The following is a 23,015-nucleotide window of genomic DNA, read 5'->3' as shown; positions in this document are numbered from 1 at the left end:
ATGCGCAGCTACGGCCAGTACTGCCCGGTCGCCCGAGCGGCCGAGGTGCTCGGCGACCGGTGGACTGTCCTGATCGTCCGCGAAATGAGCTTCGGCGTCACCCGTTTCAACGAGCTGGAACGATGCCTGCCGGGCATCTCCCGCTCCGTCCTCGCCCAACGGCTGCGCCACCTCGAGTATGTCGGCCTGATCACGCGGTCTCTGATCTCCGACGGCCGCACGCACGAGTATCGGCTCACCGCAGCCGGTGACGACCTCAGGCCAGTGATCAGGGCGCTCGGCGACTGGGCGGCGTGCTGGGCCTTCGGCGACCCGGACCCGCGCGAACTCGACCCCGATCTCCTCATCCGCTGGATCAGCAGGCACGTCGATCCTGCGACCTTCCCTGCCCACCGGGTCGTCGTGCGCTTCGCCTTCCCGCAGCTCCGGAACCGCACGTACTGGCTGGTGCTCGAGCGGGAGGAAGTGTCGGTGTGTCTGAGCGACCCCGGCTTCGCGACCGGCGTCTTCGTCAACGCCGACATCGGGGCGCTCTACGACGTCTACCTCGGCCGGCGCACGCTTGCGGCGGCGATGTCCGCCGACCTGATCGAGCTCACTGGGGACCGCCTCCTGGTGCGGGCGTTCCCCGGATGGTTCACCTGGTCGGATTTCGCTCCGTCGGTCCGGCGCGGTCGCGACCGTGAACAGGCCGCCTTGGCCCGTAGCGCCTAGCATGCCGGCGAGCCGCGACCCTCGCATCCTCCTCACATGAGCTCCTGTCAACCGGTCGCGGTCCTTACTTTGCAGCGTTGAGTTGCGGTCACAGGAGGAAGGGTGACCGATGCTGGCGATGACCTATCGCGGTCCGTACAAGATCCGCGTCGAGGAGAAGGAGCGGCCGAAGATCGAGCATCCGGGCGATGCGATCGTCCGGGTGACTCTCGCGGCCATCTGCGGGTCCGACCTGCACCTCTATCACGGCATGATGCCCGACACCCGGATCGGGCACACGTTCGGCCATGAGTTCATCGGCGTCGTCGACGAGGTGGGTTCCGACGTGCAGAGTCTCTCGGTCGGCGACCGGGTGATGGTCCCCTTCAACGTGTACTGCGGCAGTTGCTACTTCTGTGTGCGCGGATTGTTCTCCAACTGCCACAACGTCAACCCCAACGCGACCGCCGTCGGCGGCATCTACGGCTACTCGCACACGTGCGGCGGTTACGACGGCGGCCAGGCGGAGTACGTGCGGGTGCCGTTCGCGGACGTCGGGCCGTCCGTCATCCCGGAGTGGATGTCGGATGAGGACGCCGTGCTGCTCACCGACGCCCTGCCGACCGGCTACTTCGGCGCCCAGCTCGGCGACATCGCAGAGGGCGACACCGTCGTGGTGTTCGGCGCCGGCCCGGTGGGGTTGTTCGCGGCGAAGTCCGCGTGGCTGATGGGCGCGGGCCGGGTCATCTCCGTGGATCACCTCGATTACCGGCTGCAGAAGGCGCGCGAATTCGCCCAGGCGGAGACCTACAACTTCGTGGAGGCCGGGGACATCGTCCTCGCGATGAAACGCGCCACCGACGGGCTCGGCGCCGACGTGGTGATCGACGCAGTCGGGGCGGAGGCCGACGGCGCCGTGCTGCAGCACATCACGGCGGCGAAGCTGAAGCTGCAAGGCGGCTCGCCCATCGCGTTGAACTGGGCGATCGACTCGGTTCGCAAAGGCGGGACGATCTCGGTCATGGGCGCCTACGGGCCGCTGTTCAGCGCGGTCAAGTTCGGCGACGCCATGAACAAAGGGCTCACCATCCGCACGAACCAGTGCCCGGTGAAGCGTCAGTGGCCGCGGCTGTTCGAGCATGTCCGCAACGGCTACCTGAAGCCGAGCGAGCTGATCACCCACCGAATCCCGCTCGAGCACATCGGCGAGGGCTATCACCTGTTCTCGGCCAAGCTCGACGGAATCATCAAGCCGCTCGTCGTGCCGGGCGCGGCGTAGAAGGAGGATCATGCCGTACATCGCAGGCGACCACGAGAAGCACATCGACCGGGAGGCGCTGCGCGCTCGGATCCCCGGCTGGGGCGTCGACAGCGACCCGGCCGATCGGCCCTCGTATCCCCGAGAGCGGTACGACGCCGAGGGCACGGGTGCGCATTGGACCTTCCCCCAGCGACAGGACTCGGCCGGGCGCCTCCGGGAGCGGTCGATCGAGCACACGATGCTGCCGCCCGTGTTCGGCACTGCCCAGCCGCTGCACGGCGTCGCCGGAGCGATTCGCGCTCTCGCCTACCGTCGGTACAGCGAGGGGCAGACCGCGCACTGGCTCCTCCTCGTCGCCGGAGACCGAGTGGATGCGATCACCGCGCACCTCCGTTCGCTCGCCTCGCGCAGGCCCGACGATCCGATCACCGAGTCCGGCGTGCGGAGCGAGTTCGGCCACCGGCCGCTTTCGTCGCGCTACGGCGTGCGCCGTGCGGACGTCAAGCACAGCTGGCTCGACCCGATACTCGTCGTCGGCCCGTGGGTGCTGGCCGTCGTCCTCGCCGGGCGACTGATCACGCGGCTTCGTCGTTCACCCGGTGAGTAGCTCCGCCAAGGCAGGCGGACCGCCTTCGCCATACGCCCGTCTCTGCCGGGTGGCCCCGTTACCGCGCTCGAGGATCCGTCCGACCACCGATCGGACGCGTTCCCGGTCGCCGTGCTGTTCGAGTCCAGGGCCGGCGGCGTCGAGGAGGGCCTCGACGACCTCGTCGGCTGGGCGCATCCGCCCGGCTCGGGGATCGAACAGATCGTGCTCGAGCCCGTATCGCGCCGCGTGCCAGTATGCGGCGTCCAGGAGTTCCGCCTCGTGGGGTCGTTCGTCTCGCTCTGCATCGACGATCCCGCGCACGAGGAGGGCGAGCGCGATGCTGGTCCGATCATCGAGCTGGGCGTCGAAGGCGCGCACCTCGAGCGTCGGGTACTTCTCGGACGGGCGGACGACCCAGTTGAGCGTTCCCGCGTCGGACGTGCCGCCGATCCCGCGGAGCGCTGCCGTGCGTCGCGCATAGTCTTCGGCGTCCCGGAAGGCGGGCGGGATCCCGTGGGTGGTCCAGCGGCGGCTGTGGATCGCGCGCCAGCTGTCGAACCCGGTATCTGCGCCTTCCCAGAACGGGGAGTTGGCGGAGAGCGCGAGCAGGGTCGGCAGCCAAGGCCGGAGTCGGTTGAGGGCGAGAACGGCGTCATCGCGATCGCGCATTCCGACGTGTACGTGCAGACCGTTGATCTGGTGGTCGGCGACGATGCGGCCGAAGTCATCCGCGATGTCTCGGTAGCGCGCGGAGTCGGTGACCTGCGCGCGACCGGTGACATGGAAGGGGACGCCGGTCCCCGCGGCGACCACCCCGTGCTCACGCGCCCACCGGCCGAGCTCATCCCGGAAGCCCGCCAGCGCGCTGCTCAGCTCGGCCGCCGTCGAGCAGACCGGGGAGGCGAACTCGAGCTGCGAGGGGAAGAACTCCGCCATCAACTCGCCGTCGCGATCGGTGTCGCTGAGGGCGGTTCGCGCTTCGGCGGCCCGATCGACCGGCGTCAGTGAGATCGGGTCGAGCAGGATGAACTCCTCTTCCGCCCCGATCGTCGTCGCCACCCACGCATCCCTTCTGCTGCCGCGAACGTAGCGGGGTAGAGACGGATGTTCAACGCCTTGACGGCGCGCCCGAATCGTCCGACCTTCGATGCATGACCGTATCGATCAGTGCGCGCGGACCCGTGAGCGCGCAATTCCTGGAAGCGCTGGGCACACCCGCCGAGCGCGAGGCGCCGGCGATGGCGAAAGCGCTCGAGCTCGCCGAGCGAGCGCTCGAAACGGAGCCGGACATCCTTTACGACGACGACCTCCAGGTCACTCTGCTGTTGAGCTACGGCCTGTCCTACGGCGGCGTGACAGACAGCGACGGTCGGTGGGAATGGAATCCGCTTCAGGTCGCCGTGCGCACCACGATCGAGGAGCGGTTCGAGCGCCGCCTGCGCGACCTCGTCGGAGACTGCGCGCTACCGGAGCCGGACGCCGACGCGGTGGCGTCGTACCTCTTCGCCGTGACGGCCGAAGACACCGGCCCGAGCCTCTCCCGGTATGTGGCGAAGAAGGCGACCCGGGAGCAGGCGATCGAGTTCGTGATCCAGCGCTCGATCTACACGCTGAAGGAGGCGGACCCGCACTCGTGGGCCATTCCTCGGCTGACCGGCCGAGCCAAGGCCGGACTGGTCGAGGTCCAGTCCGATGAGTACGGCGGCGGTCACCCCCACCGCATCCACGCGGCGATCTTCGCGCGGACCATGCGCGGCGTCGGCTTGGACGACCGGTACGGCGTCTACGTGGACCGGGTGCCGGCCATCACGTTGGCGTCGTTCAACATGATGTCGATGTTCGGGCTGAACGGACGCCTACGTGGCGCCATCGTCGGTCACCTGGCGGCGTTCGAGATGACATCGTCGGTCCCGAATCGCCTCTACGGCAACGGTTTCCGCCGATTGGGATTCGGCGAGGATGTGACCGAGTACTACGACGAGCACGTAGAAGCGGACGCGGTGCACGAGCAGATCGCCGGGCGCGACCTGGCTGGCGGCCTTGCCCAGGAGCATCCCGAGCTGCTGGAGGACATCGTGTTCGGGGCGAGATGCTGCCTGCTTGTGGATGGACTCGTCGGCGAGCACCTGCTGGACAGCTGGCAGGCGGGACGCAGCTCGCTGCGCGAAGAGGCAGGCGCTGCAGCGTGAGCGGGCACGCTGACGCCGAGGTGACGATCGTCGCCTGCCCGGATGGCCCTCTGCTGGTGCGCGGACCGGTCGCGATCGTGGACACCGAAGGCGAACCGATCGAGCAGCGTCGCCGCACGATCGCCCTGTGCCGCTGCGGGGTCTCCACGATCAAGCCGTACTGCGACGGAAGCCATAAACTCACCGGCTTCCGGACGGATCCGCCGTCTCCAGGAGACGAATAGGGCGACGGCGGACGGGCTCCATCGAGGGCCTGTGCTAGTGGCTATCGCTGCTCTCGTAGTTCTCCAAACCCACCGCTTCGCGCAGCTCTCGAGCATTGTTCGGCAGACCCTGTTCGTCCATGATGTCGGCCAACGAGTCGGCGATCGCGTTGAGCTTCTGTTGGATCGCCTGATCGGAGCGTTCTTGACTGTTCTGCAGCAGCGCTACCAAGAGGAACGTCACGATGGTCGTCGCCGTGTTGATGATCAACTGCCAGGTGTCGACGCTCTTCAGGATGAAGATGGACGGCGCCCAGACCACCACCAGCAGTACGCAGAAGGCGAAGAACCATGCCTTGCTGGCGAGCTTCGACGCCTTGTCAGCGAAACGATCGAACCAGCCGGACCCGTTGTGGTCGAAGACCACTTCGGCGACTTCACCCCGTCAACGAAAACCCCCGGATTCCGCTGGAATCCGGGGGTTTTCTTTGGTGGCTCCGACCGGCATCGATCCGGTGACCTTTCGATTTTCAGTCGAACGCTCTACCAACTGAGCTACAGAGCCGGAAGGCAATTGATTCTGCCCACCTAGACGGAAGCCCTTCCAATTGGAAGGGCTTGTCGCCTTGGCGACCCTGACGGGACTTGAACCCGCGACCTCCGCCGTGACAGGGCGGCACGCTAACCAACTGCGCTACAGGGCCTAACTGTGTTGCTGTTCAATTGTAGAGGATGCCATCGTGACCCCAACGGGATTCGAACCCGTGCTACCGCCGTGAAAGGGCGGCGTCCTAGGCCACTAAACGATGGGGCCGGACCGTCTCGGAAGACTTTCTTTTTCCGATGACCACCGACGCATAAGCATACGGAAGTCCCTGACAGAAAGCGAATCGGGGCTGCAGCCCGGGCGGGTCGACGTCGCCGGGTTCCCGCCACGCCCCGGCGAAATGCCCGGGAGCCCCGTCTTTCCACGGGTAGATTGCGAGCGACGGCCCCCCTGTCGTCCGTGCGACCCGCACGTGGTCCGATCGTGCACCGACGCCCTCCCGACCCGGGCGACGGCACCCCGATGTTGCTAAAGTTGCATCTGGTGATGACGAGACCCGTGTGATTCGTGTGACTGATGATGCTGACTGCGACGGGTACGAGGTGACGGACGTATGAGACGCGAGACGAGTGACGAGCTGCCCAGGCGGGGACGCTCCCGGCGAGCCCTGATCCGTCTGCTCTCCGTCGGCGCGATCGTCGCCACCGGAGTGGTCGGCTCCATCGCCGCGCCGGCCTACGCCGACTATCCCAGCTGGCAGGACGTCCAGAACGCCAAGGCGAACGAGGGTGCGGCCGCAGCGCAGGTCACGCGCATCACGACCCTCATCGCGCAGCTGAACCAAGAGGTCTCCGACACGCAGGCGGCCGCGCAGAAGCGGGGCGAGGAGCTGCAGGCGGCGGAGGCCGCCTATGACGAAGCGGACATGAGGGCGAGAGAGCTCGAGTCCCAGGCCGCGGCGAGCCAGCAGAAGGCCGACGCCGCGGGCGCACAGGCGGGCAAGCTCGCCGCCCAGCTCTACCGCACAGGCGGCCGCAACCTCACGGCCAACCTCTTCCTGAGCGGCAACGGCGCGACCGGGTCCACCCCTGAGCAGCTGCTCTCCGACCTCGGCAGCATGTCCAAGCTGACCGAGCAGTCCGACAAGATCTACACCGACGCGAAGGTCGCCCAGAACACCGCCAAGTCGCTCTCCGCGCAGGCGGAGGTCGCCAAGGCGGCACGCGAGAAGCTGCGGATCGCGGCCGAGAGCGCCCTCCAGGCCGCCGTCGCCGCCGCGAAGGCCGCGCAGGACAAGCTCGCGGAGCAGCAGAAGCAGATCGTGATCATGCAGGCGCAGCTCGCCGCACTGCGGGACGCCACGGCCAAGACGGTCTCGGGTTACGAGGCGGGCGTGGCCGCCGCCGCGGCTGCGGCCGCCGCGCGCGGGTCGGGAGGCCTCCCCGGCGGATACGTCGGCCCGCAGGGCTGGGCGGTCCCGGCGGCCGGTCCGATCACCGACGGGTTCGGCGCCCGGCCGTCGCCCGGCGGCGTGGGCAGCACCTACCACATGGGCATCGACATCGGCGCCTCGTGCAACGCCCCGATCTACGCGGCCCACAGCGGCACGGTCATCTACGCGGGGCCCGACGGCAGTTACGGCAACTTCGTCCTCATCGACAACGGCGGCGGCATCAAGACCGGCTACGCCCACATCCGCAACGGCGGCATCCTCGTCGGAATCGGCCAGGGCGTCGGCGCCGGCCAGCCGATCGCTCGCGTCGGCACCACCGGCGCGTCGACCGGCTGCCACTTGCACTTCGAAGTCCGGGTGAACGATCAGAAGATCGACGGGATCCCCTTCATGAGAGATAGGCAGGCACCCCTTGGCTAGCGACTCCTCCAAGAACTCGCGCATCCGCCCCGGGCTGGCGATCGGCGCCGGCGTCATGGGTGCGGTCACTGCCTCCATCGGCATCGTCACGCCGGCGCAGGCCGTCGACTACCCGTCGTGGAACGACGTGCAGCAGGCGAAGGCCAACGTCGCGAACCAGCAGGCGATGGTCGCCAACATCACCGCGTTGATCGGTAACCTCCAGTCCACCGTCGACGCCGCGCGGATCGCGTCCGAGAAGGCGGCGGAAGCCTACTTCCAGGCCAAGGACGCGCTGGACAAGGCGACGGCCAAGGAGAACGACCTCCAGGGCCAGGCGTCGTCGGCCGCGGCGAAGGCCAAGACGTCGCAGATGCGTGCCGGCCTCCTGGCCTCGCATCTCGCCAAGGCGGGCGGCGGCGGCGACGTCAGCACCGAGCTCCTGCTCAAGGGCGGAGGCTCGGGCGAGAGCGCCGACAAGCTGCTCTTCCAGCTCGGCACCATGAGCAAGCTGACCGAGCAGTCGAAGGCCGTCTACGAACAGGCCACCAAAGACAAGAACACTGCGGAGGCCCTGACCGCACAGGCGAAGGTCGCCACGACCGAGCGCCAGTCGCTGAAGGCCGAGGCCGACAAGGCGCTCGCCGCCGCCCAGAGCGCGCAGGCCGCAGCGCAGAGCGCGCTCGCCGAGCAGCAGACCAAGTCCACCGAGCTGGTCGCCCAGCTCGCGACGCTCAAGAACACCTCCACCCAGGTCGAGGCCGCGTATTTGCAGGGCGAGGCCGTCAAGGCCGCTCAAGAGGCCGCGCGAAAGGCGCAGGAGGAGGAGGCGCGCCGGCAGCAGGCATTGCAACAGCAACAGCAGCAGCAACAACAGCAGCAACAACAGCAGCAGCAGCAGGGCGGCGGGTCCTCCGGTGGAGGCTCGTCGAGCGGCGGCTCGTCCGGCGGCGGCTCGGTCGCACCGCCGAACGGCAACGTGGTCCAGACCGCCATCGCCTACGCCCGCGCACAGCTCGGCAAGCCGTACATCTTCGGCGGCGAGGGGCCGACCGGCTACGACTGCTCCGGTCTCACGATGAAGGCCTACGCCTACGCCGGCCTCTATATCGGCTCGCACTCCGTCAACGACCAGTACTTCACTGCGCGCGGCCGGGGGCAGATCGTCCCCTACAGCCAGCGCCAGGCCGGCGATCTGATCTTCTGGGGCTCCGGTCCCGGCAACTTCTACCACGTGGGCATCTACATCGGCGGCGGCATGATGATCGCGGCCCCGACCGAGGGCGACGTCGTCAAGATCCAGTCCGTCTGGGGCTCGCCCTGGTCGCAGGTCGCGCGGCCCTCCGCCTGACCCCGTTCGCGCCGCCGAAACGGCGCGAACTACGCGAAAAACCGCCGAGGCGGCAGATTATCTGCCGCCTCGGCGGTTCTGTTCGAGCGCGAAAAGGTCAGTGGCCCTCGGCGGCGAGCTTGGCGAAGCCCTTCTCGATGATGGCCTCGGCCTCGGCGGCGTCGCCCCAGCCCTCGATGTTGACGAACTTGCCCGGTTCGAGGTCCTTGTAGCGGGCGAAGAAGTGCTCGATCTCCTTGCGGGTCTGCTCCGGCACGTCGGTGATGTCCTGGATGTGCTGCCAGCGCGGGTCCTTGTAGGGCACCGCGATGATCTTCGCGTCGCCGCCGGCCTCGTCGGACATGTTCAGCACTCCGACCGGACGGACCTTGACGCCCACACCCGGGAAGACCGGGTACTCGAGCAGCACCAGGACGTCCAGCGGGTCGCCGTCGTCGCCCAGGGTGTTCTCGAAGAAGCCGTAGTCGGTCGGGTAGACGAAGCTGGTGAACAGCACGCGGTCGAGGTACACGCGGCCGGTCTCGTGGTCCACCTCGTATTTGTTGCGGCTCCCCTTGGGGATCTCGATGACGACGTCGTATTCGGCCATGCCGTTGCTCCTTAGCTGTCGGAAATCTGCACTAACGTTACTGGATGCACCTCAACGGCTCCTCGGGTGATGCGTCGGATGGGATGAACGGCGGGACCGACGGCGATGCTCCCCGGCGCCCCCGGTTGACCCCGCCGATCGCCGACGCCCGCCGGGCCGTGCGTGCGTCACTGGCCGCCGCGGCCGGCCTCCCCGCGACCGACCCGCATGATGACCACGGCCCCGTCCGGCCGGCTCCGCTCGCACCGGGCGCACTCGTGCTCGTCGGGCTGAGCGGGGGAGCCGATTCGCTGGCGCTCGCCGCCGCGACCGCGTTCGAGGCGCCGCGGCGGGGTTACCGCGCGGGCGCGGTCGTCGTCGACCACGGCCTCCAGGCCGGGTCGGCGGACGTCGCGGAGACCGCCGCCGAGCGGGCGCGCTCTCTCGGCCTCGATCCGGTGCTCGTCGAACGGGTGGAGGTCGGCGCGGGGGAGCGCGGACCGGAGGGCGAGGCGCGCGCGGCGAGGCACGCGGCGTTCGACCGCGCCAGGCGCGCGACGGGCGCGGAGCGCATCCTGCTCGCGCACACACTCGATGACCAGGCGGAGACGGTGTTGCTCGGGCTCGCCCGCGGTTCCGGGCCGTCGAGCCTGCAGGGCATGCGGCCCGACACCGGTGGGCTGCTGCGCCCGTTCCTCGGGCTGCGCCGAAGCGTGACGCGCGCGTTCTGCGCCGACAGCGGCCTGACCGCGTGGGACGACCCGCACAACGACGACCCCTCTTATACGCGCGTCCGGGTGCGCAACCGCCTCCTGCCCGCCCTGGAGGACGAGCTCGGTCCCGGCGTCGCCGAGGCGCTCGCCCGCACCGCCGAGCAGCTGCGGGAGGACGACGAGGCGCTCGACGGCCTCGCCCTCGAGTGGGCGCAGGAACTGGTGAGTCAGACCGACGACGGCGCCGTCGCCCTCGACGTGCGGGGCCTCGCCGCAGACCCGGCGGCGCTGCGCCAGCGCATCATCCGACTGGTCGTCTCGGCCGAGTTCGGAGTGTCCCTCAGCCGGGCGCACACGCTGGCCGTCGCGGAGCTGATCACGGCCTGGCACGGCCAGGGTCCGCTCAGCCTGCCAGGCGTTAGAGTTGTCAGGCAGAACGGCCTGCTCACGTTTCACCCCGACAGCTAAAGGACAGCGCCTCCCCCATGGAACTCACGGACGTTCACGACGACCTGACCGAGATTCTCATCACCGAGGAGCAGATCCGCTCCCGCATCGCCGAGCTCTCCCGGCAGGTGGAGGCCGACTACGCCGGCAAGGACGTCCTCCTGGTCGGCGTGCTCAAGGGCGCGGTCATGGTCATGGCCGACCTGTCCCGTGAGCTGCGCATCCCCGTGACGATGGACTGGATGGCCGTCAGCTCGTACGGCAGCGGCACGGCCTCGAGCGGCGTCGTACGCATCCTGAAAGACCTGGACACCGACCTCAGCGGCAAGACCGTGCTGATCGTCGAGGACATCATCGACTCCGGGCTCACGCTCTCGTGGCTGCTCGCGAACCTGCACAGCCGCGGCCCGGAGTCGATCGAGATCTTCACCCTGCTCCGCAAGCCGGACGCCGCCCGGGTCGAGATCGACGTCAAGTACGTCGGCTTCGAGATCCCGAACCAGTTCGTCGTCGGCTACGGCCTCGACTACGCCGAGCGCTACCGCAACCTCCGCGGCGTCGGCATCCTCGCGCCGGCCGTCTACAGCTGACGCGCGTCGCACCGCTGATGGCCGAGCAGAAGACGAAACCGACGGACGTGGACGTCCGCGGGTTCCTGGAGGCCGCCAGTCCGGCTCGCCGCAGAGAGGACGGCCTCGCGCTCGCCGAGCTCTTCCGCGAGGTGACCGGCGTGGACCCCGTGATGTGGGGGCCGTCGATCGTGGGCTACGGGAGCTACCGCTACGTCTCGCCGTCCGACCCGCGCCGTCAGGGCGACTGGCCCAAGACGGGCTTCTCGCCGCGCAAGGCGCAACTGTCGCTCTACGGGATCAAGGACCTCCCGGCCGGTGCGGCCCTGCTCCCGTCTCTCGGAACCTACACGGAGGGCGCCGGCTGCGTGTATGTGCGCACCCTCGCCGACATCGACCTCACGGTACTGCGACAGCTGATCGCGATCGCCTGGGGACGCGGGGACGACGTCGCGGGCTGAGGCTTCGCGCTCAGCCCGGCGTGCGGTAGACCTCGCGCCGGTGCGCGACCCTCAGTACCAGGACGACGAGCCGGTCGTCCTCGATGTCGTAGACGATCCGGTAGTCGCCGACCCGAACGCGCAAGGCGCCGCCGCTGTCGACGAGCGGTCTCGCCGCGGGAGGCCGCGGCACATCGGCGAGAAGTTCGATGGCCGCCTGGATGCGTCGACGCGCGGCCGGGTCGAGTTTGCGCAGCTCTCGCACGGCGGAGGGAGCGATGTCGATCCGGTAGGTCATGCCAGGCCGAGCTCCGACTTCACCTCGTCCCACGGGATCGGTTCAGCGGCGGTCTCCTGCAGTTCGCGCCGGGCGGCGATCGCAGCCTGGGCATCGTCGAGTTCTTCGAGGCGTTCGACCATGCGGTCGAAGTCGTCGGCGTCCACCAGCACGGCGACTCGGCGACCCCGCTTGCTCAGCGAGATGAGCTCATGTTGGAGGTGCGCACGGTCGACGAGTGCTCCGAGGTGCTGCTTGGCCTCGGACACGGGCATGGCGGTAGTCATGCGCACGAGTCTACCGCCGATCAAGCCAATTGGGTCTTTTGGGGCGTTTAGACCTATTCGTCCCGTTCCACTTGCGTCTGTGCCGCAGGAGTGGTCCGATGTCCGCATGCCTGACGAACCCACCGAGCTCTACCGGCGCTGGCTGGCCGCGTGGAGCGACCGGCACGCCGCGCTCGAGCCGATCATCGCGGCGGACGCCGTCGGGCACTGGCCGGAGGGCGACGTCGTCGGGCCGCGCGGGTTCGCCCGCGCGATCGCCGAGACCGTGGACCAGTTCGACAGCGTCGAGTTCGACGTCCAGGCAGGGCCGCTCGTCGGGGACGGCGTGGTTGCGGCCCGCTGGATCGCGCGCTGCCGACTCGGCGACGAGACGATGGCCTTCGCCGGGCACGACTTCGTGCGCGTGGACGACGGCATGATCGTCGAGTACTGGCCCGCCATCCTGCCCACCGGCTGAACGGCACCGCCCGGATCGTCAAGGCCGCCCAGAGCGAACACGCAGCCGACCCACAGCGGTCAGGCGGTACTGTGGTCGCACCATGAACGTCAAGAAGATCTTCCGCGGCCCGATCCTGTACGTCGTGCTCGCGATCATCGCGGTGTGGATCGGCTCCAGCCTGATCACGATGTCGGGCTTCAAGAGCGTCACGACGCAGGCGGGCCTCGACCTCCTCTCGCAGGACAAGGTGTCGAGCGCGAAGATCGTCGACGGTGAGAACCGCGTCGACCTGACGCTCAAGCAGGCGGACGGCTCGCTCGGCACGCAGGTGCAGTTCTACTACGTCACCCCGCGCGGCCAGGACGTCGTCAAGGCGATCGACGACGCCAACCTGCCCAAGGGCTACGACGACGAGGTGCCCCAGCCGAACTGGCTGGTCAACATCCTGGGCTTCCTCATCCCCGCGCTGCTCATCGGCGTGTTCTTCTGGATCATGATCTCGGGCATGCAGGGCGGCGGCAACAAGGTCATGCAGTTCGGCAAGTCGCGGGCGAAGCTCGTCACCAAGGAGACGCCGAAGGTCACCTTCGACGACGTCGCCGGGTCCGACGAGGCCATCGAGGAGCTGCAGGAGATCAAGGACTTCCTCAAGGAGCCCGCCAAGTTCCAGGCGGTCGGCGCGCGCATCCCCAAGGGCGTGCTGCTGTACGGCCCTCCCGGCACCGGCAAGACGCTGCTGGCCCGCGCCGTCGCGGGAGAGGCGGGCGTGCCCTTCTATTCGATCTCGGGTTCCGACTTCGTCGAGATGTTCGTCGGCGTCGGCGCGAGCCGCGTGCGCGACCTGTTCCAGCAGGCCAAGGAGAACTCGCCCGCGATCATCTTCATCGACGAGATCGACGCCGTCGGCCGTCACCGTGGCGCCGGCCTCGGCGGCGGGCACGACGAGCGCGAGCAGACGCTCAACCAGTTGCTCGTCGAGATGGACGGCTTCGACCCGAAGACGAACGTCATCCTGATCGCGGCGACCAACCGTCCCGACATCCTCGATCCCGCGCTGCTGCGCCCCGGCCGCTTCGACCGCCAGATCGGTGTCGACGCCCCCGACCTGCTCGGCCGCAAGAAGATCCTGGAGGTGCACGGGCGCGGCAAGCCGCTCGCGGCCTCCGTCGACCTCGAGGTGCTCGCCCGCAAGACGCCGGGCTTCACCGGAGCCGACCTCGCGAACGTCCTCAACGAGGCCGCTCTGCTCACGGCGCGGTCCAACGCGCAGCTGATCGACAACCGGGCGCTCGATGAGGCGGTCGACCGCGTCATCGCGGGTCCGCAGAAGCGCACCCGGGTCATGAAAGACCAGGAGAAGCTGATCACGGCGTACCACGAGGGCGGCCACGCCCTCGCCGCCGCGGCGATGCGCCACACCGACCCGGTGACCAAGATCACGATCCTCCCGCGCGGTCGCGCCCTCGGTTACACGATGGTGATGCCGCTGGAGGACAAGTACTCGGTCACCCGCAACGAGTTGCTCGACCAGCTCGCCTACGCCATGGGCGGCCGCGTCGCAGAGGAGATCGTGTTCCACGACCCGACCACCGGCGCCTCCAACGACATCGAGAAGGCGACCTCCATCGCCCGCAAGATGGTCACGGAATACGGCATGAGCGCCGACATCGGCTCGGTCAAGCTGGGGCAGGCGAACGGCGAGATGTTCCTCGGTCGCGACATGGGCCATCAGCGCGACTACTCGGAGCGCATCGCCGAGCGCGTCGACTCCGAGGTGCGCGCGCTCATCGAGAAGGCGCACGACGAGGCGTGGGAGGTCATCAACGACAACCGCGCAGTGCTCGACCGGCTGGCGGCGTCGCTGCTGGAGCACGAGACGCTCGATCACAACCAGATCGCCGAGATCTTCGCCGATGTCAAGAAGCTGCCGGAGCGCCCGCAGTGGCTCTCCAGCGACAAGCGGCCGATCTCTGACCTGCCGCCCATCGAGTTCCCGAAGGCGCCGATCGACGCCGGTGCGGTCGACGGTGGAGTGGACTCCGAGCCGCCGTCGTCGAAGCCCAAGCGCTCTCCCGCCATCAAGCCGCGGCCGGCGACGGCCTAGGCCGCGCGCCGCATGACCGGTTTCGATCGCGCACGCATCGAGGCGGCCGTCGCCGAGATCCTCGCCGCAATCGGCGAGGATCCGTCGCGTCCGGGGCTGGGTGAGACACCCTCCCGGGTCGCCGACGCCTACGAGGAGTTCTTCGCGGGAGTCGGCGTCGACGCGCGTTCGCAGCTCGGCGAGCCCGTGCCGCTGGAGGGCGCGAACGCCGAGACGGTGATCCTGCGCGACATCCGGTTCCGCTCGGTGTGCGAGCACCACCTGCTGCCGTTCCTCGGTGTCGCCCACGTGGCGTACCTGCCGGGGGAGACCGTTATCGGCCTGGGCCGCATCCCGCGCGTGATCGAGACCCTGTCGGCGCGACCGCAGCTGCAGGAGCGGCTCACCGAGCAGATCGCCGACACCATCGAGAGCGGCGCCGCGGCGCGCGGTGTGCTCGTCGTCCTCGATGCCTCCCACGAGTGCGTGACGACTCGCGGCGCCCGGCAGACGGCCGCCACCACCGTGACGATCGCCGCGCGCGGGGCGTTCACCGAGCCGGCCGCCCGCGCCGAGCTCATCGCCCTCATCGGCCGGGGCGTCGCATGACCACGGGATTCGTCACGAATCTCGACATTCGTGGCACGAATCGTGACATTCGTGACGAATGTGTCGCGGCGTCCGCGAGGGGTGCGCGGGCGTGACCCTCGTCATGGGTGTGCTCAATGTGACGCCCGACTCCTTCAGCGACGGAGGCCGCTGGCTCGAGCCGGACGCCGCCGTCGCGCACGCGCTCGACCTGGTCGCACAGGGCGCCGACCTGATCGACGTCGGCGGCGAGTCCACGCGCCCGGGTGCCGTGCGGGTCGACCCGGCGGAGGAGCAGGCGCGCGTCGTTCCGGTCATCCGTACCCTCGCCGGCCTCGGGGTGAACGTCAGCGTCGACACGCTCAACGCCTCCACTGCCCGGGCGGCCGCCGACGCCGGCGCCGCGATCATCAACGACGTCTCGGGAGGCCTCGGCGACCCGGGGATGCCCGACGCGGTGCTCGACACCGGCCTCCAGTACGTGGTCATGCACTGGCGCGGGCGGCTCGACGCCGCGGACTCCCGCGCGGTCTACACCGACACGGTGGCGGAGGTGCGCCACGAGCTGTCGGCCCGGGTCACCGACCTCCTCGACCGCGGCGTCGACCCGGCCAAGCTGGTGCTCGACCCCGGTCTCGGCTTCTCCAAGAACGCGTCCCACAACTGGCAGGTGCTGGCGGGCCTCCACGAGTTCGAGACCCTCGGCTACCCGGTGCTCATCGGCGCATCCCGCAAGCGGTTCCTCGGCGCGCTGCTGCCGGACGACGCTGCCGTGGAGGATCGCGACGCGCCCACTGCGGTCATCTCGGCCCTCGCCGCGCAGGCGGGCGTCTGGGCCGTTCGCGTTCACGACGTGGCGTCGACGCGGATCGCCCTGGATGTGGTTCGGGCGTGGCAAGCTGGACGCGATGACTGATTCCGATGCCATCTCGGCCCGCGTCAGGCCCCAGGACGCGATCCTCCTGAAGGGGCTCCGCGTGCGTGCGCACCACGGCGTCTACGACTTCGAGCGCGAGAACGGCCAGGACTTCGTCGTGGACGTGCAGGCCCACCTCGATCTGTCGCCGTCGGCCGCCGCCGACGACCTGGGACGCACGGTCCACTACGGCGAGCTCGCCACCGAGATCGCCGACGCTGTTCGGCGCGACCCGGTCGACCTGATCGAGACCGTCGCCGAGCGGGTCGCCGAGGTGGTGCTCGCCCACGAGCAGGTGCACTCGGTCTGGGTCACCGTCCACAAGCCCGACGCGCCCATCGAGGTCCCCTTCGACGACGTCGCCGTGCGCATCCTCCGGGGCCGGTCGTGAACGCCCCGCGCCCGGAGCGCCTCCGGGTCGGGTCGCCGGCCGTGCTGGCGTTCGGCAGCAACCTGGGCGACCGCGCCGCGACGATCCGGGAGGCCCTGCGGATGCTCGGCGAAGACGCCGGCCTCCGCATCGAGGCGGTGTCGCACCTGTACGAGACCCCCGCGCTGAAGCCCGAAGGCATCTCGGCGGAGGCGCCCGCCTACCTCAACGCGGTCGCCCGCGTACACACGATCCTCGACCCGCTGGCCCTGCTCGCCGTAGTCAACCAGGTGGAGGACGCCCTCGGCCGCGTGCGCGAGGAGCGTTGGGGCGACCGCACCATCGACATCGACATCGTGGACTACGGCGGGATCGTCGCCGACGACGACCCGCGCATCGTCCTCCCGCACCCGCGGGCGCACGAGCGGGCGTTCGTGCTGGTGCCGTGGCTCGAGGTCGATCCCGACGCGGTGCTCGCCGGGTACGGGCCGGTGGCGGCGCTCGCTGGGGCAGCGACCGATCCGGTGGTGCTCTACGACGAGGCGCCCGGCGACGACGACAGCGACGACGGCGGGAGGCCCCGCTCGTGAAGCGCACGCGTCCGACCTCCCTCATCGGGCTCGGCGTGGCCGGGGTGGTCGTCGGCTTCTTGGTCGAGCTCGCGGCCTCCGGCATCGGCATCGCCGTGTTCGTTCCGCCGCTGACGCTCCCGATCACGCTCGTGGCCATCGCGGTCATCATCGTGGCTTTCGCCATCCCGATCCGCCGGGCGGTGCGGGGGCGCAGCTCCCGCCGCATCGACCCGTTCCAGGCGATGCGCATCGTCGTGTTCGCCAAGGCGTGCAGCCTGAGCGGGGCGCTGCTGACCGGCGTGGGCATCGGCCTCCTGCTGTACCTGCTGACCAGAGACGTGCTCCCGGCCTCCAACGCGGTGCTGCTGACGGCTCTGGGGACGGCGGGCGCGATCATCCTGCTGGTCGCGGGCCTGGTCGCCGAGTTCTTCTGCACCTTGCCTCCTGATGACGACGACGACCCGGAGACCGCCCGTGCCCGCTCGCATTGACCTCTCCGTCGGGGAGTGGAACCGCGTCTCTCCGAAGTACGTCGTGGTGGTGGTCGTCAGCACCCTGCTCAGCGGGCTGGTGCTGAGCGCTGCGTCGGTGGTCCTCTGGCTCGTGGCGGGTTGGTCGTGGGCGTGGATCGCGCTGATCGTGGTCGGGGTCGTCACGCTGATCTCGTTGTTCGTCGCCAACCGCCGCACCCGGTCGATCGGCTACCTCCTGCGCGACGACGACCTGCTGTTCCGCCGCGGCATCATGTACCAGCGCTTCGTATCGGTGCCGTACGGGCGCATGCAGCTCATCGACATCACGCGCGGGCCGGTGGGGCGGATCCTGGGCCTGGCCGACCTGAAGTTCGTGACGGCGGCCGCGTCGACCAACGTCGTCGTTCCCGGCCTGCCCGAGGCCGAAGCGGCCGAGTTGCGCGACCGCCTCGTGGACCTGGCGGAGAGCCGCCGGGCGGGACTGTGAGCCTGCAGGGGCCGCCGACGGGTGGTCCGGTTCCCAGCGCCCCGCAGCCGGAGGCTCCCCTGCCCGGCGGCCCGCTGAACGCGGCCGAACGCGCCGCCGAGCACCTCACCGACGGCGAGTGGCACCGCCTCCACCCGGCCACGCCGCTGCTGCGCGGCGGCATCGTGTTCATCGCCGTGCTCGGCTTCGTGCTGTCGAACCTGCGCGAGCGGCTCGTGAGCTTCTTCGTCGGCGCCCCCGATGTCGGCGGCGACCCGATCGACGCGATCGTCAACCACGGCTGGGAGGGCTGGGCGCTGCTGGGCATCGCCGTCGTGCTGCTCGGCTGCCTCGCGGCGTTCTACGTGTCGTGGCGCATGCACAGCTTCCGGATCACCGACGACGCCGTGGAGGTGCGCAGCGGGATCCTGTTCCGCACGCAGCGCAAGGCACGGCTCGACCGCATCCAGGGCATCAACATCGTGCGACCGGTGCTGGCGCGGATCTTCGGCGCGGCGAAGCTCGACATCACGGTGGCGGGACACGACGCGAACGTGCAGCTGGCGTACCTCGGCTCGGTGCTGGCCGATGGTCTGCGGTCGGACGTGCTGCGGCTCGCCTCCGGTGTGCGGGCCGCGGAGGCGGCAGAGGCGGCGGGCACGGCCTCCCCCGCCCAGGCGCCCACGCCCTCCCGCACCGCTCAGGTCGGCGACTTCATCGGCCAGCGCGTCAACGACTTCCTCGCCCCCGAGCTCGACCCGAACGCGGCCCCGCCCGAGTCGGTCGTCAAGATCCCGCCGTTGCGGCTCGCGGGCTCGCTGGTGCTGAGCGGCTTCTCGATCTTCGTGGTCGTCGTGATCGTGCTGCTGGTGATCGGCTCGGCGGGAGGGGCGCCGTGGCTGCTCATCGTCGTGCTCCCCGGCTTGATCGGCTCCGCCAGCTTCTACATCAACCGCTTCACCAAGTCGCTGCGCTACTCGATCGCCGGCACACCTGACGGCGTCCGCGTCGGCTTCGGCCTCCTGAGCACGAGCAACGAGACCCTCCCTCCCGGCCGTGTGCACGCAGTGGAGGTGCAGCAGCCGCTGCTGTGGCGGCCGTTCGGCTGGTGGCAGATCCGCATCGACACCGCAGGGCACTCGCGCGAGAAGGGCGCGGCCGGGCAGCCGAACACGACTATGCTGCCGGTCGGCGACCAGGCCGACGTGGCGCGCGTGCTCGCGCTCGTGCTGCCGACGTTCACCGCCGAGCACAGCGACGCGATCCTGCAGGGGATGACCTCCCGCGGTCACGACGCCTTCACCGGCAGCCCGCGCCGTGCCGTGTGGCTGCGGCCGCTGTCGTGGCAGCGCACCGGGTTCCGGATGGTCGACGGTGTCGTGCTGCTGCGGCGAGGGTTCGTCTGGCGCAGCCTGGCGATCGTGCCGCTGGCCCGGCTGCAGAGCCTCGAGCTGCAGCAGGGGCCGATCGACCGCGTGCTGGGGCTGGCCGAGACGCGGTTCCACACCGTCTCGGGGCCGGTGCGCCCGCGGCTCGGCGCAATGGACTCCGTCACCGGCGTCGAGCTGTTCGAGACCGTCGCCGCACGGGCGGTGGAGGCCGCGGCCGGCGACCGCAGCCACCGCTGGGGGGTGCACCGGCCGGTCGCACCCGCGCCGGCCGCCGACCAGCGCACGCGGCCCGCTCCGCGAGACGACACCCCTGAGGAGGACGCATGAACGCCGCAGCACGCTCGGGGCGCCTGGGCCTCGGCATCGTCGGAGCCGGGAGGGTCGGGCCCGTGCTCGGCGCCGCCCTGGCCGGCGCGGGCCACGCGATCGTCGGGATCTCGGCGGTGTCGGCCGAGAGCCGCGAGCGCGCGCAGGCCATGCTGCCGCAGGCGCCGATCCTGGAGGTGCCGACGCTGGTCGAGCGCAGCGAGCTGGTGATCCTCGCCGTGCCCGACCGCGAGCTCCCCGGGCTGGTCGCCGGGCTCGCCGCGACCGGCACCTGGCAGCCCGGCCAGCTCGTCCTCCACACCGCCCCCGGTCACGGCGTCGGCGTGCTGCGCCCGGCGGCGGAGGCCGGTGCCATCCCGCTGGCCGTACATCCCGCCCTCGAGTTCACGGGCACGAGCCTCGACCTGTCCCGCCTGGGGGAGAGCTGGTTCGCCGTCACCGCTCCGGCTCCGGTGCTGCCGATCGCGCAGGCCCTCGTGGTCGAGATGGGCGGCGAGCCCGTGGTGATCGCCGAGCAGGACCGGCCCGCGTACGCGGAGGCCATCGCGACCGCGACGGCCTTCTCGCGCTCGATCGTGGAGCAGTCCACCGGCATCCTCGCCGGGATCGGCGTGGAGAACCCCGGCTCGTTCCTCAGCTCGCTGCTGCGCTCCGCCGTCGACAACGCGTTGACGCGGGCGGGTGCGCCGAGCTCGCTCGAGGCGCGACTGCTCGACGAGCTCGGCGGCAGTGCAGGCGGCGTCGGCGGCGCGCGGCCCGGCGACGGCCCGGCCGAAGACGACGGGCGCGGCTGGTTCCTGCGCGGCGAGTAGCCTGGATGCGGCCTCCCGATACCGAGGCCCCGCGAACGCACCACCCAGGATCTGCGACACACCCAGAGGAGACCCGTTCATGCCGGACGTCGTGACCACCATCGCCGAACTGCGCGAGCGCGTCGCGAGCGCCCGGCGGGAGGCCGCCCTCGACGGACCTGCCGACGCGCCGGTCGGCCGTGTGGTCCTCGTACCCACGATGGGTGCTCTGCACCGCGGCCACCTGCGGCTCGTGAGCCGCGCGCGCGACCTCGGCGGCCTGGTCGTCGTCTCGATCTTCGTCAACCCGCTGCAGTTCGGGCCGGGTGAGGACCTCGACCGCTACCCGCGGACGCTCGACGCCGACGTGGAGGCCCTCGACGGCCTCGCCGACCTGGTGTTCGCACCGACCGCCGCCGAGATGTACCCGCAGGGGCCGACCTCCACCCGGGTGACCGCCGGCGACGTCGGGACGATGTTCGAGGGCGCTTCGCGGCCAGGGCATTTCGACGGCATGCTCACGGTGGTCGCCAAGCTGCTCAACATCGTGCAGCCCGACGTCGCCGTGTTCGGACAGAAGGACGCCCAGCAGGTGCACCTGGTGGGCCGCATGGTCGACGAGCTCGACCTCCCCGTCACGATCGCCGTGGTCGACACCGTGCGCGAAGACGACGGGCTCGCCCTCTCGAGCCGCAACCGTTACCTCGACGACGACCAGCGCCGCGCGGCCGTCGCGCTGTCCCAGGCGCTCGCCGCGGGCGCCGAGGCAGCGCCGGGCGGAGTGGAGGCCGCGCTCGCCGCTGCGACCGCGCGCGTGGAGGCCGAGCCGGTCGTTAAACTGGACTATCTCGCGATCGTCGATCAGGATACGTTCCTCGAGGCGGGCGCCGGCCTCCACGGCCCGGCGCTGCTGCTGATCGCCGCGCGCGTCGGCTCCACCCGCCTGATCGACAACGCCAGGATCACGCTCGGCTGAGCCCGGCCTCCCGAACCAGACCGCACGACACCGCACGCTCCACCCGCCACAGCAGACCACAGCCAGCACCGAACCGCCGGAACGGAAAGACACGATGACCGAAGCGCCCGCAACCGCCAGCACCCCCGACGGCGAACTCAGCGACGGCGAACTCACCGCCGATGAGATCTCGGAGCAGAAGTCGGTCCGGCTGGCGAAGCGCGAGCGCCTGATCGCCGAGGCCGGCGACGCGGGCGGCGGCGCGTACCCGGTGCAGGTGCCGGTGACGACCACCATCCCCGAAGTGCGTGCCGCGTGGGGGCACCTGGAGGCCGACCAGGCCTCCGGCGAGACCGTCGGCCTCGCGGGCCGCGTCGTGCATCAGCGCAACACCGGCAAGCTGTGCTTCGCCGTGCTGCAGTCGGGCGACGGCTCCCGCATCCAGGCGATGATCTCGCTCGCCGAGGTGGGCGACGAGTCGCTCGCACGCTGGAAGGAGCTCGTCGACCTGGGCGACCACGTCTTCGTCTCGGGCGAGGTGATCTCCAGCCGCCGTGGCGAGCTGTCGATCATGGTCCGCGGCTGGGAGATCGCGTCGAAGGCGATCCTGCCCCTGCCGAACCTCCACAACGAGCTCAGCGAGGAGACGCGCGTGCGCTCGCGCTACCTCGACCTGATCGCCCGCGACCAGGCGCGCCGCAACGTGCTCGACCGTGCGGCGGCCGTCGCGAGCCTGCGCAGCACCTTCGCCGGGCAGGGCTTCGTGGAGGTCGAGACGCCGATGCTCCAGGTGATGCACGGCGGCGCCTCCGCCCGCCCGTTCGTCACGCACTCCAACGCGTTCGACACCGACCTCTTCCTGCGCATCGCCCCCGAGCTGTACCTGAAGCGCGCCGTCGTCGGCGGCATCGACCGGGTCTTCGAGATCAACCGCAACTTCCGCAACGAGGGCGCCGACTCGACGCACTCGCCCGAGTTCGCGATGCTGGAGGCCTACCAGGCCTACGGCGACTACAACTCCATCGCCGACCTCACGCAGCAGCTCATCCAAGACGCCGCCGTCGCGATCTCCGGCTCGCACGTCGTCACCTGGGCCGACGGCACCGAGTACGACCTCGGCGGCCAGTGGGACCGCATCCGCATGTACGACAGCCTCTCGGAGGCCATCGGTGAAGAGATCACGCCCGAGACGCCGATGTCGCGCCTCCGCGAGCTCGCCGCTGACGCCGAGATCGAGGTGCCGCACCCGCTGCCCGGCAAGTACGTCGAGGAACTGTGGGAGCACCACGTGAAGTCCGGGCTCGTACGCCCGACGTTCGTGATGGACTTCCCGGTCGACACCAGCCCGCTGGTGCGCGCGCATCGGTCGCGCGACGGCGTCGTCGAGAAGTGGGACCTCTACACCCGCGGCTTCGAGCTGGCGACCGGCTACTCCGAGCTGGTCGACCCCGTCGTGCAGCGCGAGCGCTTCATCGAGCAGGCCCGCTTGGCGGCGGCCGGTGACGACGAGGCGATGCGTCTCGACGAGGAGTTCCTGCGCGCCCTCGAATTCGGCATGCCCCCGACGGGCGGAATGGGCATGGGCATCGACCGCCTCCTGATGGCCCTGACCGGACTCGGCATCCGCGAGACCATCCTCTTCCCGCTCGTGAAGTAAC

Annotated in this window: 27 protein-coding genes and 3 tRNA genes; 22 read left to right on the top strand and 8 right to left on the bottom strand. The window is 70.0% G+C overall.

Going from position 1 to position 23,015, the window contains the following annotated elements:
• From AC0HS0_RS16605 to AC0HS0_RS16595, 3 genes are all read left to right on the top strand, one after another.
• A complete protein-coding gene (locus AC0HS0_RS16605; protein ID WP_472965239.1) occupies positions 1-714 on the top strand; it encodes a winged helix-turn-helix transcriptional regulator in 714 nt (237 codons plus the stop codon).
• A 109-nt stretch (positions 715-823) separates the two neighbouring features.
• Complete coding sequence (locus AC0HS0_RS16600; protein ID WP_472965237.1) at positions 824-1,972, top strand: zinc-dependent alcohol dehydrogenase; 1,149 nt, start codon at positions 824-826, stop codon at positions 1,970-1,972.
• Positions 1,973-1,982: 10 nt separating this feature from the next.
• Positions 1,983-2,561, top strand: coding sequence for a hypothetical protein (locus tag AC0HS0_RS16595; protein WP_472965235.1), 579 nt, complete (start codon positions 1,983-1,985; stop codon positions 2,559-2,561).
• Here the strand turns inward: AC0HS0_RS16595 and AC0HS0_RS16590 are convergent.
• Entirely contained in the window at positions 2,547-3,602 is a 1,056-nt protein-coding gene (locus AC0HS0_RS16590; protein ID WP_472965234.1) for a carboxylate-amine ligase, read from the bottom strand. The two genes, AC0HS0_RS16595 and AC0HS0_RS16590, sit on opposite strands and share 15 nt — an antisense overlap.
• 92 nt (positions 3,603-3,694) lie before the next feature.
• Between AC0HS0_RS16590 and AC0HS0_RS16585 the strand changes: the two genes are divergently transcribed.
• Both AC0HS0_RS16585 and AC0HS0_RS16580 read left to right on the top strand, forming a co-directional pair.
• Entirely contained in the window at positions 3,695-4,732 is a 1,038-nt protein-coding gene (locus tag AC0HS0_RS16585) for an iron-containing redox enzyme family protein (protein ID WP_472965233.1), read from the top strand.
• Positions 4,729-4,956, top strand: coding sequence for a CDGSH iron-sulfur domain-containing protein (locus tag AC0HS0_RS16580; protein WP_472965232.1), 228 nt, complete (start codon positions 4,729-4,731; stop codon positions 4,954-4,956). The genes AC0HS0_RS16585 and AC0HS0_RS16580 overlap by 4 nt, the downstream gene beginning before the upstream one ends.
• 34 nt (positions 4,957-4,990) lie before the next feature.
• Here AC0HS0_RS16580 and AC0HS0_RS16575 read toward each other — a convergent pair whose 3' ends face one another.
• From AC0HS0_RS16575 to AC0HS0_RS16560, 4 genes are all read right to left on the bottom strand, one after another.
• Positions 4,991-5,362: a low affinity iron permease family protein gene (locus AC0HS0_RS16575; protein WP_472965231.1), complete on the bottom strand. Its 372-nt coding sequence runs from the start codon at positions 5,360-5,362 to the stop codon at positions 4,991-4,993.
• 62 nt (positions 5,363-5,424) lie between these two features.
• A tRNA-Phe gene (locus tag AC0HS0_RS16570) sits at positions 5,425-5,500 on the bottom strand.
• A 62-nt stretch (positions 5,501-5,562) separates the two neighbouring features.
• Positions 5,563-5,639, bottom strand: a tRNA-Asp gene (locus AC0HS0_RS16565).
• Positions 5,640-5,676: 37 nt separating this feature from the next.
• A tRNA-Glu gene (locus AC0HS0_RS16560) sits at positions 5,677-5,749 on the bottom strand.
• Positions 5,750-6,095: 346 nt separating this feature from the next.
• Here AC0HS0_RS16560 and AC0HS0_RS16555 point away from each other — a divergent pair.
• Together AC0HS0_RS16555 and AC0HS0_RS16550 are read left to right on the top strand one after the other, a co-directional pair.
• On the top strand, positions 6,096-7,355 hold the full coding sequence (locus AC0HS0_RS16555) for a peptidoglycan DD-metalloendopeptidase family protein (RefSeq protein ID WP_472965230.1): 1,260 nt from the start codon (positions 6,096-6,098) through the stop codon (positions 7,353-7,355).
• Positions 7,348-8,685, top strand: coding sequence for a C40 family peptidase (locus tag AC0HS0_RS16550; RefSeq protein WP_472965229.1), 1,338 nt, complete (start codon positions 7,348-7,350; stop codon positions 8,683-8,685). Before AC0HS0_RS16555 ends, AC0HS0_RS16550 begins: the two co-directional genes overlap by 8 nt.
• Before the next feature lie 97 nt (positions 8,686-8,782).
• Here the strand turns inward: AC0HS0_RS16550 and ppa are convergent, their stop codons facing one another.
• Positions 8,783-9,274 (bottom strand): inorganic diphosphatase, encoded by a 492-nt coding sequence (gene ppa, locus AC0HS0_RS16545; RefSeq protein ID WP_472965228.1) that lies wholly within the window; start codon positions 9,272-9,274, stop codon positions 8,783-8,785.
• Positions 9,275-9,357: 83 nt separating this feature from the next.
• Between ppa and tilS the strand changes: the two genes are divergently transcribed.
• From tilS to AC0HS0_RS16530, 3 genes are read left to right on the top strand one after another with little or no spacing between them, the layout of a single operon-like run.
• On the top strand, positions 9,358-10,434 hold the full coding sequence (gene tilS, locus AC0HS0_RS16540) for a tRNA lysidine(34) synthetase TilS (protein ID WP_472965374.1): 1,077 nt from the start codon (positions 9,358-9,360) through the stop codon (positions 10,432-10,434).
• 17 nt (positions 10,435-10,451) lie between these two features.
• The gene (hpt, locus tag AC0HS0_RS16535) at positions 10,452-11,003 is read left to right on the top strand and encodes a hypoxanthine phosphoribosyltransferase (RefSeq protein ID WP_472965227.1); all 552 of its coding nucleotides are present in this window, start codon (positions 10,452-10,454) and stop codon (positions 11,001-11,003) included.
• Positions 11,004-11,020: 17 nt separating this feature from the next.
• Positions 11,021-11,443, top strand: a complete 423-nt coding sequence (locus AC0HS0_RS16530) for a DUF1801 domain-containing protein (RefSeq protein WP_472965226.1) — start codon at positions 11,021-11,023, stop codon at positions 11,441-11,443.
• 10 nt (positions 11,444-11,453) lie between these two features.
• Here AC0HS0_RS16530 and AC0HS0_RS16525 read toward each other — a convergent pair whose 3' ends face one another.
• Positions 11,454-11,720 (bottom strand): type II toxin-antitoxin system RelE family toxin, encoded by a 267-nt coding sequence (locus AC0HS0_RS16525; protein ID WP_472965225.1) that lies wholly within the window; start codon positions 11,718-11,720, stop codon positions 11,454-11,456.
• Entirely contained in the window at positions 11,717-11,986 is a 270-nt protein-coding gene (locus AC0HS0_RS16520) for a type II toxin-antitoxin system Phd/YefM family antitoxin (protein WP_472965224.1), read from the bottom strand. The genes AC0HS0_RS16525 and AC0HS0_RS16520 overlap by 4 nt, the downstream gene beginning before the upstream one ends.
• Positions 11,987-12,092: 106 nt before the next feature.
• Here AC0HS0_RS16520 and AC0HS0_RS16515 point away from each other — a divergent pair, with 106 nt between their 5' ends.
• The 12 genes from AC0HS0_RS16515 (at position 12,093) to lysS (ending at position 23,014) form a co-directional block, all read left to right on the top strand.
• Positions 12,093-12,443, top strand: coding sequence for a nuclear transport factor 2 family protein (locus AC0HS0_RS16515; protein WP_472965223.1), 351 nt, complete (start codon positions 12,093-12,095; stop codon positions 12,441-12,443).
• Between the two features lie 82 nt (positions 12,444-12,525).
• Positions 12,526-14,529, top strand: coding sequence for an ATP-dependent zinc metalloprotease FtsH (gene ftsH, locus AC0HS0_RS16510; protein ID WP_472965222.1), 2,004 nt, complete (start codon positions 12,526-12,528; stop codon positions 14,527-14,529).
• Positions 14,530-14,541: 12 nt separating this feature from the next.
• Positions 14,542-15,117, top strand: coding sequence for a GTP cyclohydrolase I FolE (gene folE / locus AC0HS0_RS16505; RefSeq protein ID WP_472965221.1), 576 nt, complete (start codon positions 14,542-14,544; stop codon positions 15,115-15,117).
• Between the two features lie 91 nt (positions 15,118-15,208).
• Positions 15,209-16,012 (top strand): dihydropteroate synthase, encoded by an 804-nt coding sequence (gene folP / locus AC0HS0_RS16500; RefSeq protein WP_472965220.1) that lies wholly within the window; start codon positions 15,209-15,211, stop codon positions 16,010-16,012.
• A complete protein-coding gene (folB, locus tag AC0HS0_RS16495; protein WP_472965219.1) occupies positions 16,005-16,403 on the top strand; it encodes a dihydroneopterin aldolase in 399 nt (132 codons plus the stop codon). Before folP ends, folB begins: the two co-directional genes overlap by 8 nt.
• Positions 16,400-16,972 carry a 2-amino-4-hydroxy-6-hydroxymethyldihydropteridine diphosphokinase gene (gene folK / locus AC0HS0_RS16490; RefSeq protein WP_472965218.1) on the top strand — a complete coding sequence of 191 codons (573 nt, stop codon included), beginning with the start codon at positions 16,400-16,402 and terminating at the stop codon, positions 16,970-16,972. Before folB ends, folK begins: the two co-directional genes overlap by 4 nt.
• Positions 16,969-17,445, top strand: a complete 477-nt coding sequence (locus AC0HS0_RS16485; RefSeq protein ID WP_472965217.1) for a DUF3180 domain-containing protein — start codon at positions 16,969-16,971, stop codon at positions 17,443-17,445. Before folK ends, AC0HS0_RS16485 begins: the two co-directional genes overlap by 4 nt.
• Positions 17,429-17,914, top strand: coding sequence for a PH domain-containing protein (locus AC0HS0_RS16480; RefSeq protein WP_472965216.1), 486 nt, complete (start codon positions 17,429-17,431; stop codon positions 17,912-17,914). Before AC0HS0_RS16485 ends, AC0HS0_RS16480 begins: the two co-directional genes overlap by 17 nt.
• The gene (locus AC0HS0_RS16475; protein WP_472965215.1) at positions 17,911-19,611 is read left to right on the top strand and encodes a PH domain-containing protein; all 1,701 of its coding nucleotides are present in this window, start codon (positions 17,911-17,913) and stop codon (positions 19,609-19,611) included. The genes AC0HS0_RS16480 and AC0HS0_RS16475 overlap by 4 nt, the downstream gene beginning before the upstream one ends.
• A complete protein-coding gene (locus AC0HS0_RS16470; RefSeq protein WP_472965214.1) occupies positions 19,608-20,423 on the top strand; it encodes a Rossmann-like and DUF2520 domain-containing protein in 816 nt (271 codons plus the stop codon). The genes AC0HS0_RS16475 and AC0HS0_RS16470 overlap by 4 nt, the downstream gene beginning before the upstream one ends.
• A gap of 79 nt (positions 20,424-20,502) precedes the next feature.
• Positions 20,503-21,378 carry a pantoate--beta-alanine ligase gene (panC, locus tag AC0HS0_RS16465; RefSeq protein WP_472965213.1) on the top strand — a complete coding sequence of 292 codons (876 nt, stop codon included), beginning with the start codon at positions 20,503-20,505 and terminating at the stop codon, positions 21,376-21,378.
• 94 nt (positions 21,379-21,472) lie between these two features.
• The gene (gene lysS / locus AC0HS0_RS16460) at positions 21,473-23,014 is read left to right on the top strand and encodes a lysine--tRNA ligase (protein ID WP_472965212.1); all 1,542 of its coding nucleotides are present in this window, start codon (positions 21,473-21,475) and stop codon (positions 23,012-23,014) included.
• Position 23,015: the final 1 nt, after the last annotated feature.

The sequence above is a fragment of the Leifsonia sp. PARNA 1/14 genome, from assembly GCF_055720965.1.
This window is presented reverse-complemented; position numbering and strand designations above follow the sequence as displayed.

What these genes read in the sequence shown, in the direction of transcription:
- folB (WP_472965219.1), top strand. Translation starts at nt 16,005, where the DNA reads ATGACTGATTCCGATGCCATCTCGGCCCGCGTCAGGCCCCAGGACGCG.
- AC0HS0_RS16600 (WP_472965237.1), top strand. Translation starts at nt 824, where the DNA reads ATGCTGGCGATGACCTATCGCGGTCCGTACAAGATCCGCGTCGAGGAG.
- AC0HS0_RS16605 (WP_472965239.1), top strand. Translation starts at nt 1, where the DNA reads ATGCGCAGCTACGGCCAGTACTGCCCGGTCGCCCGAGCGGCCGAGGTG.
- tilS (WP_472965374.1), top strand. Translation starts at nt 9,358, where the DNA reads ATGAACGGCGGGACCGACGGCGATGCTCCCCGGCGCCCCCGGTTGACC.
- AC0HS0_RS16520 (WP_472965224.1), bottom strand. Translation starts at nt 11,986, where the DNA reads ATGACTACCGCCATGCCCGTGTCCGAGGCCAAGCAGCACCTCGGAGCA.
- folE (WP_472965221.1), top strand. Translation starts at nt 14,542, where the DNA reads ATGACCGGTTTCGATCGCGCACGCATCGAGGCGGCCGTCGCCGAGATC.
- AC0HS0_RS16525 (WP_472965225.1), bottom strand. Translation starts at nt 11,720, where the DNA reads ATGACCTACCGGATCGACATCGCTCCCTCCGCCGTGCGAGAGCTGCGC.
- ppa (WP_472965228.1), bottom strand. Translation starts at nt 9,274, where the DNA reads ATGGCCGAATACGACGTCGTCATCGAGATCCCCAAGGGGAGCCGCAAC.
- ftsH (WP_472965222.1), top strand. Translation starts at nt 12,526, where the DNA reads ATGAACGTCAAGAAGATCTTCCGCGGCCCGATCCTGTACGTCGTGCTC.
- AC0HS0_RS16515 (WP_472965223.1), top strand. Translation starts at nt 12,093, where the DNA reads ATGCCTGACGAACCCACCGAGCTCTACCGGCGCTGGCTGGCCGCGTGG.
- lysS (WP_472965212.1), top strand. Translation starts at nt 21,473, where the DNA reads ATGACCGAAGCGCCCGCAACCGCCAGCACCCCCGACGGCGAACTCAGC.
- AC0HS0_RS16530 (WP_472965226.1), top strand. Translation starts at nt 11,021, where the DNA reads ATGGCCGAGCAGAAGACGAAACCGACGGACGTGGACGTCCGCGGGTTC.
- hpt (WP_472965227.1), top strand. Translation starts at nt 10,452, where the DNA reads ATGGAACTCACGGACGTTCACGACGACCTGACCGAGATTCTCATCACC.
- panC (WP_472965213.1), top strand. Translation starts at nt 20,503, where the DNA reads ATGCCGGACGTCGTGACCACCATCGCCGAACTGCGCGAGCGCGTCGCG.
- AC0HS0_RS16555 (WP_472965230.1), top strand. Translation starts at nt 6,096, where the DNA reads ATGAGACGCGAGACGAGTGACGAGCTGCCCAGGCGGGGACGCTCCCGG.
- AC0HS0_RS16585 (WP_472965233.1), top strand. Translation starts at nt 3,695, where the DNA reads ATGACCGTATCGATCAGTGCGCGCGGACCCGTGAGCGCGCAATTCCTG.
- AC0HS0_RS16595 (WP_472965235.1), top strand. Translation starts at nt 1,983, where the DNA reads ATGCCGTACATCGCAGGCGACCACGAGAAGCACATCGACCGGGAGGCG.
- AC0HS0_RS16470 (WP_472965214.1), top strand. Translation starts at nt 19,608, where the DNA reads ATGAACGCCGCAGCACGCTCGGGGCGCCTGGGCCTCGGCATCGTCGGA.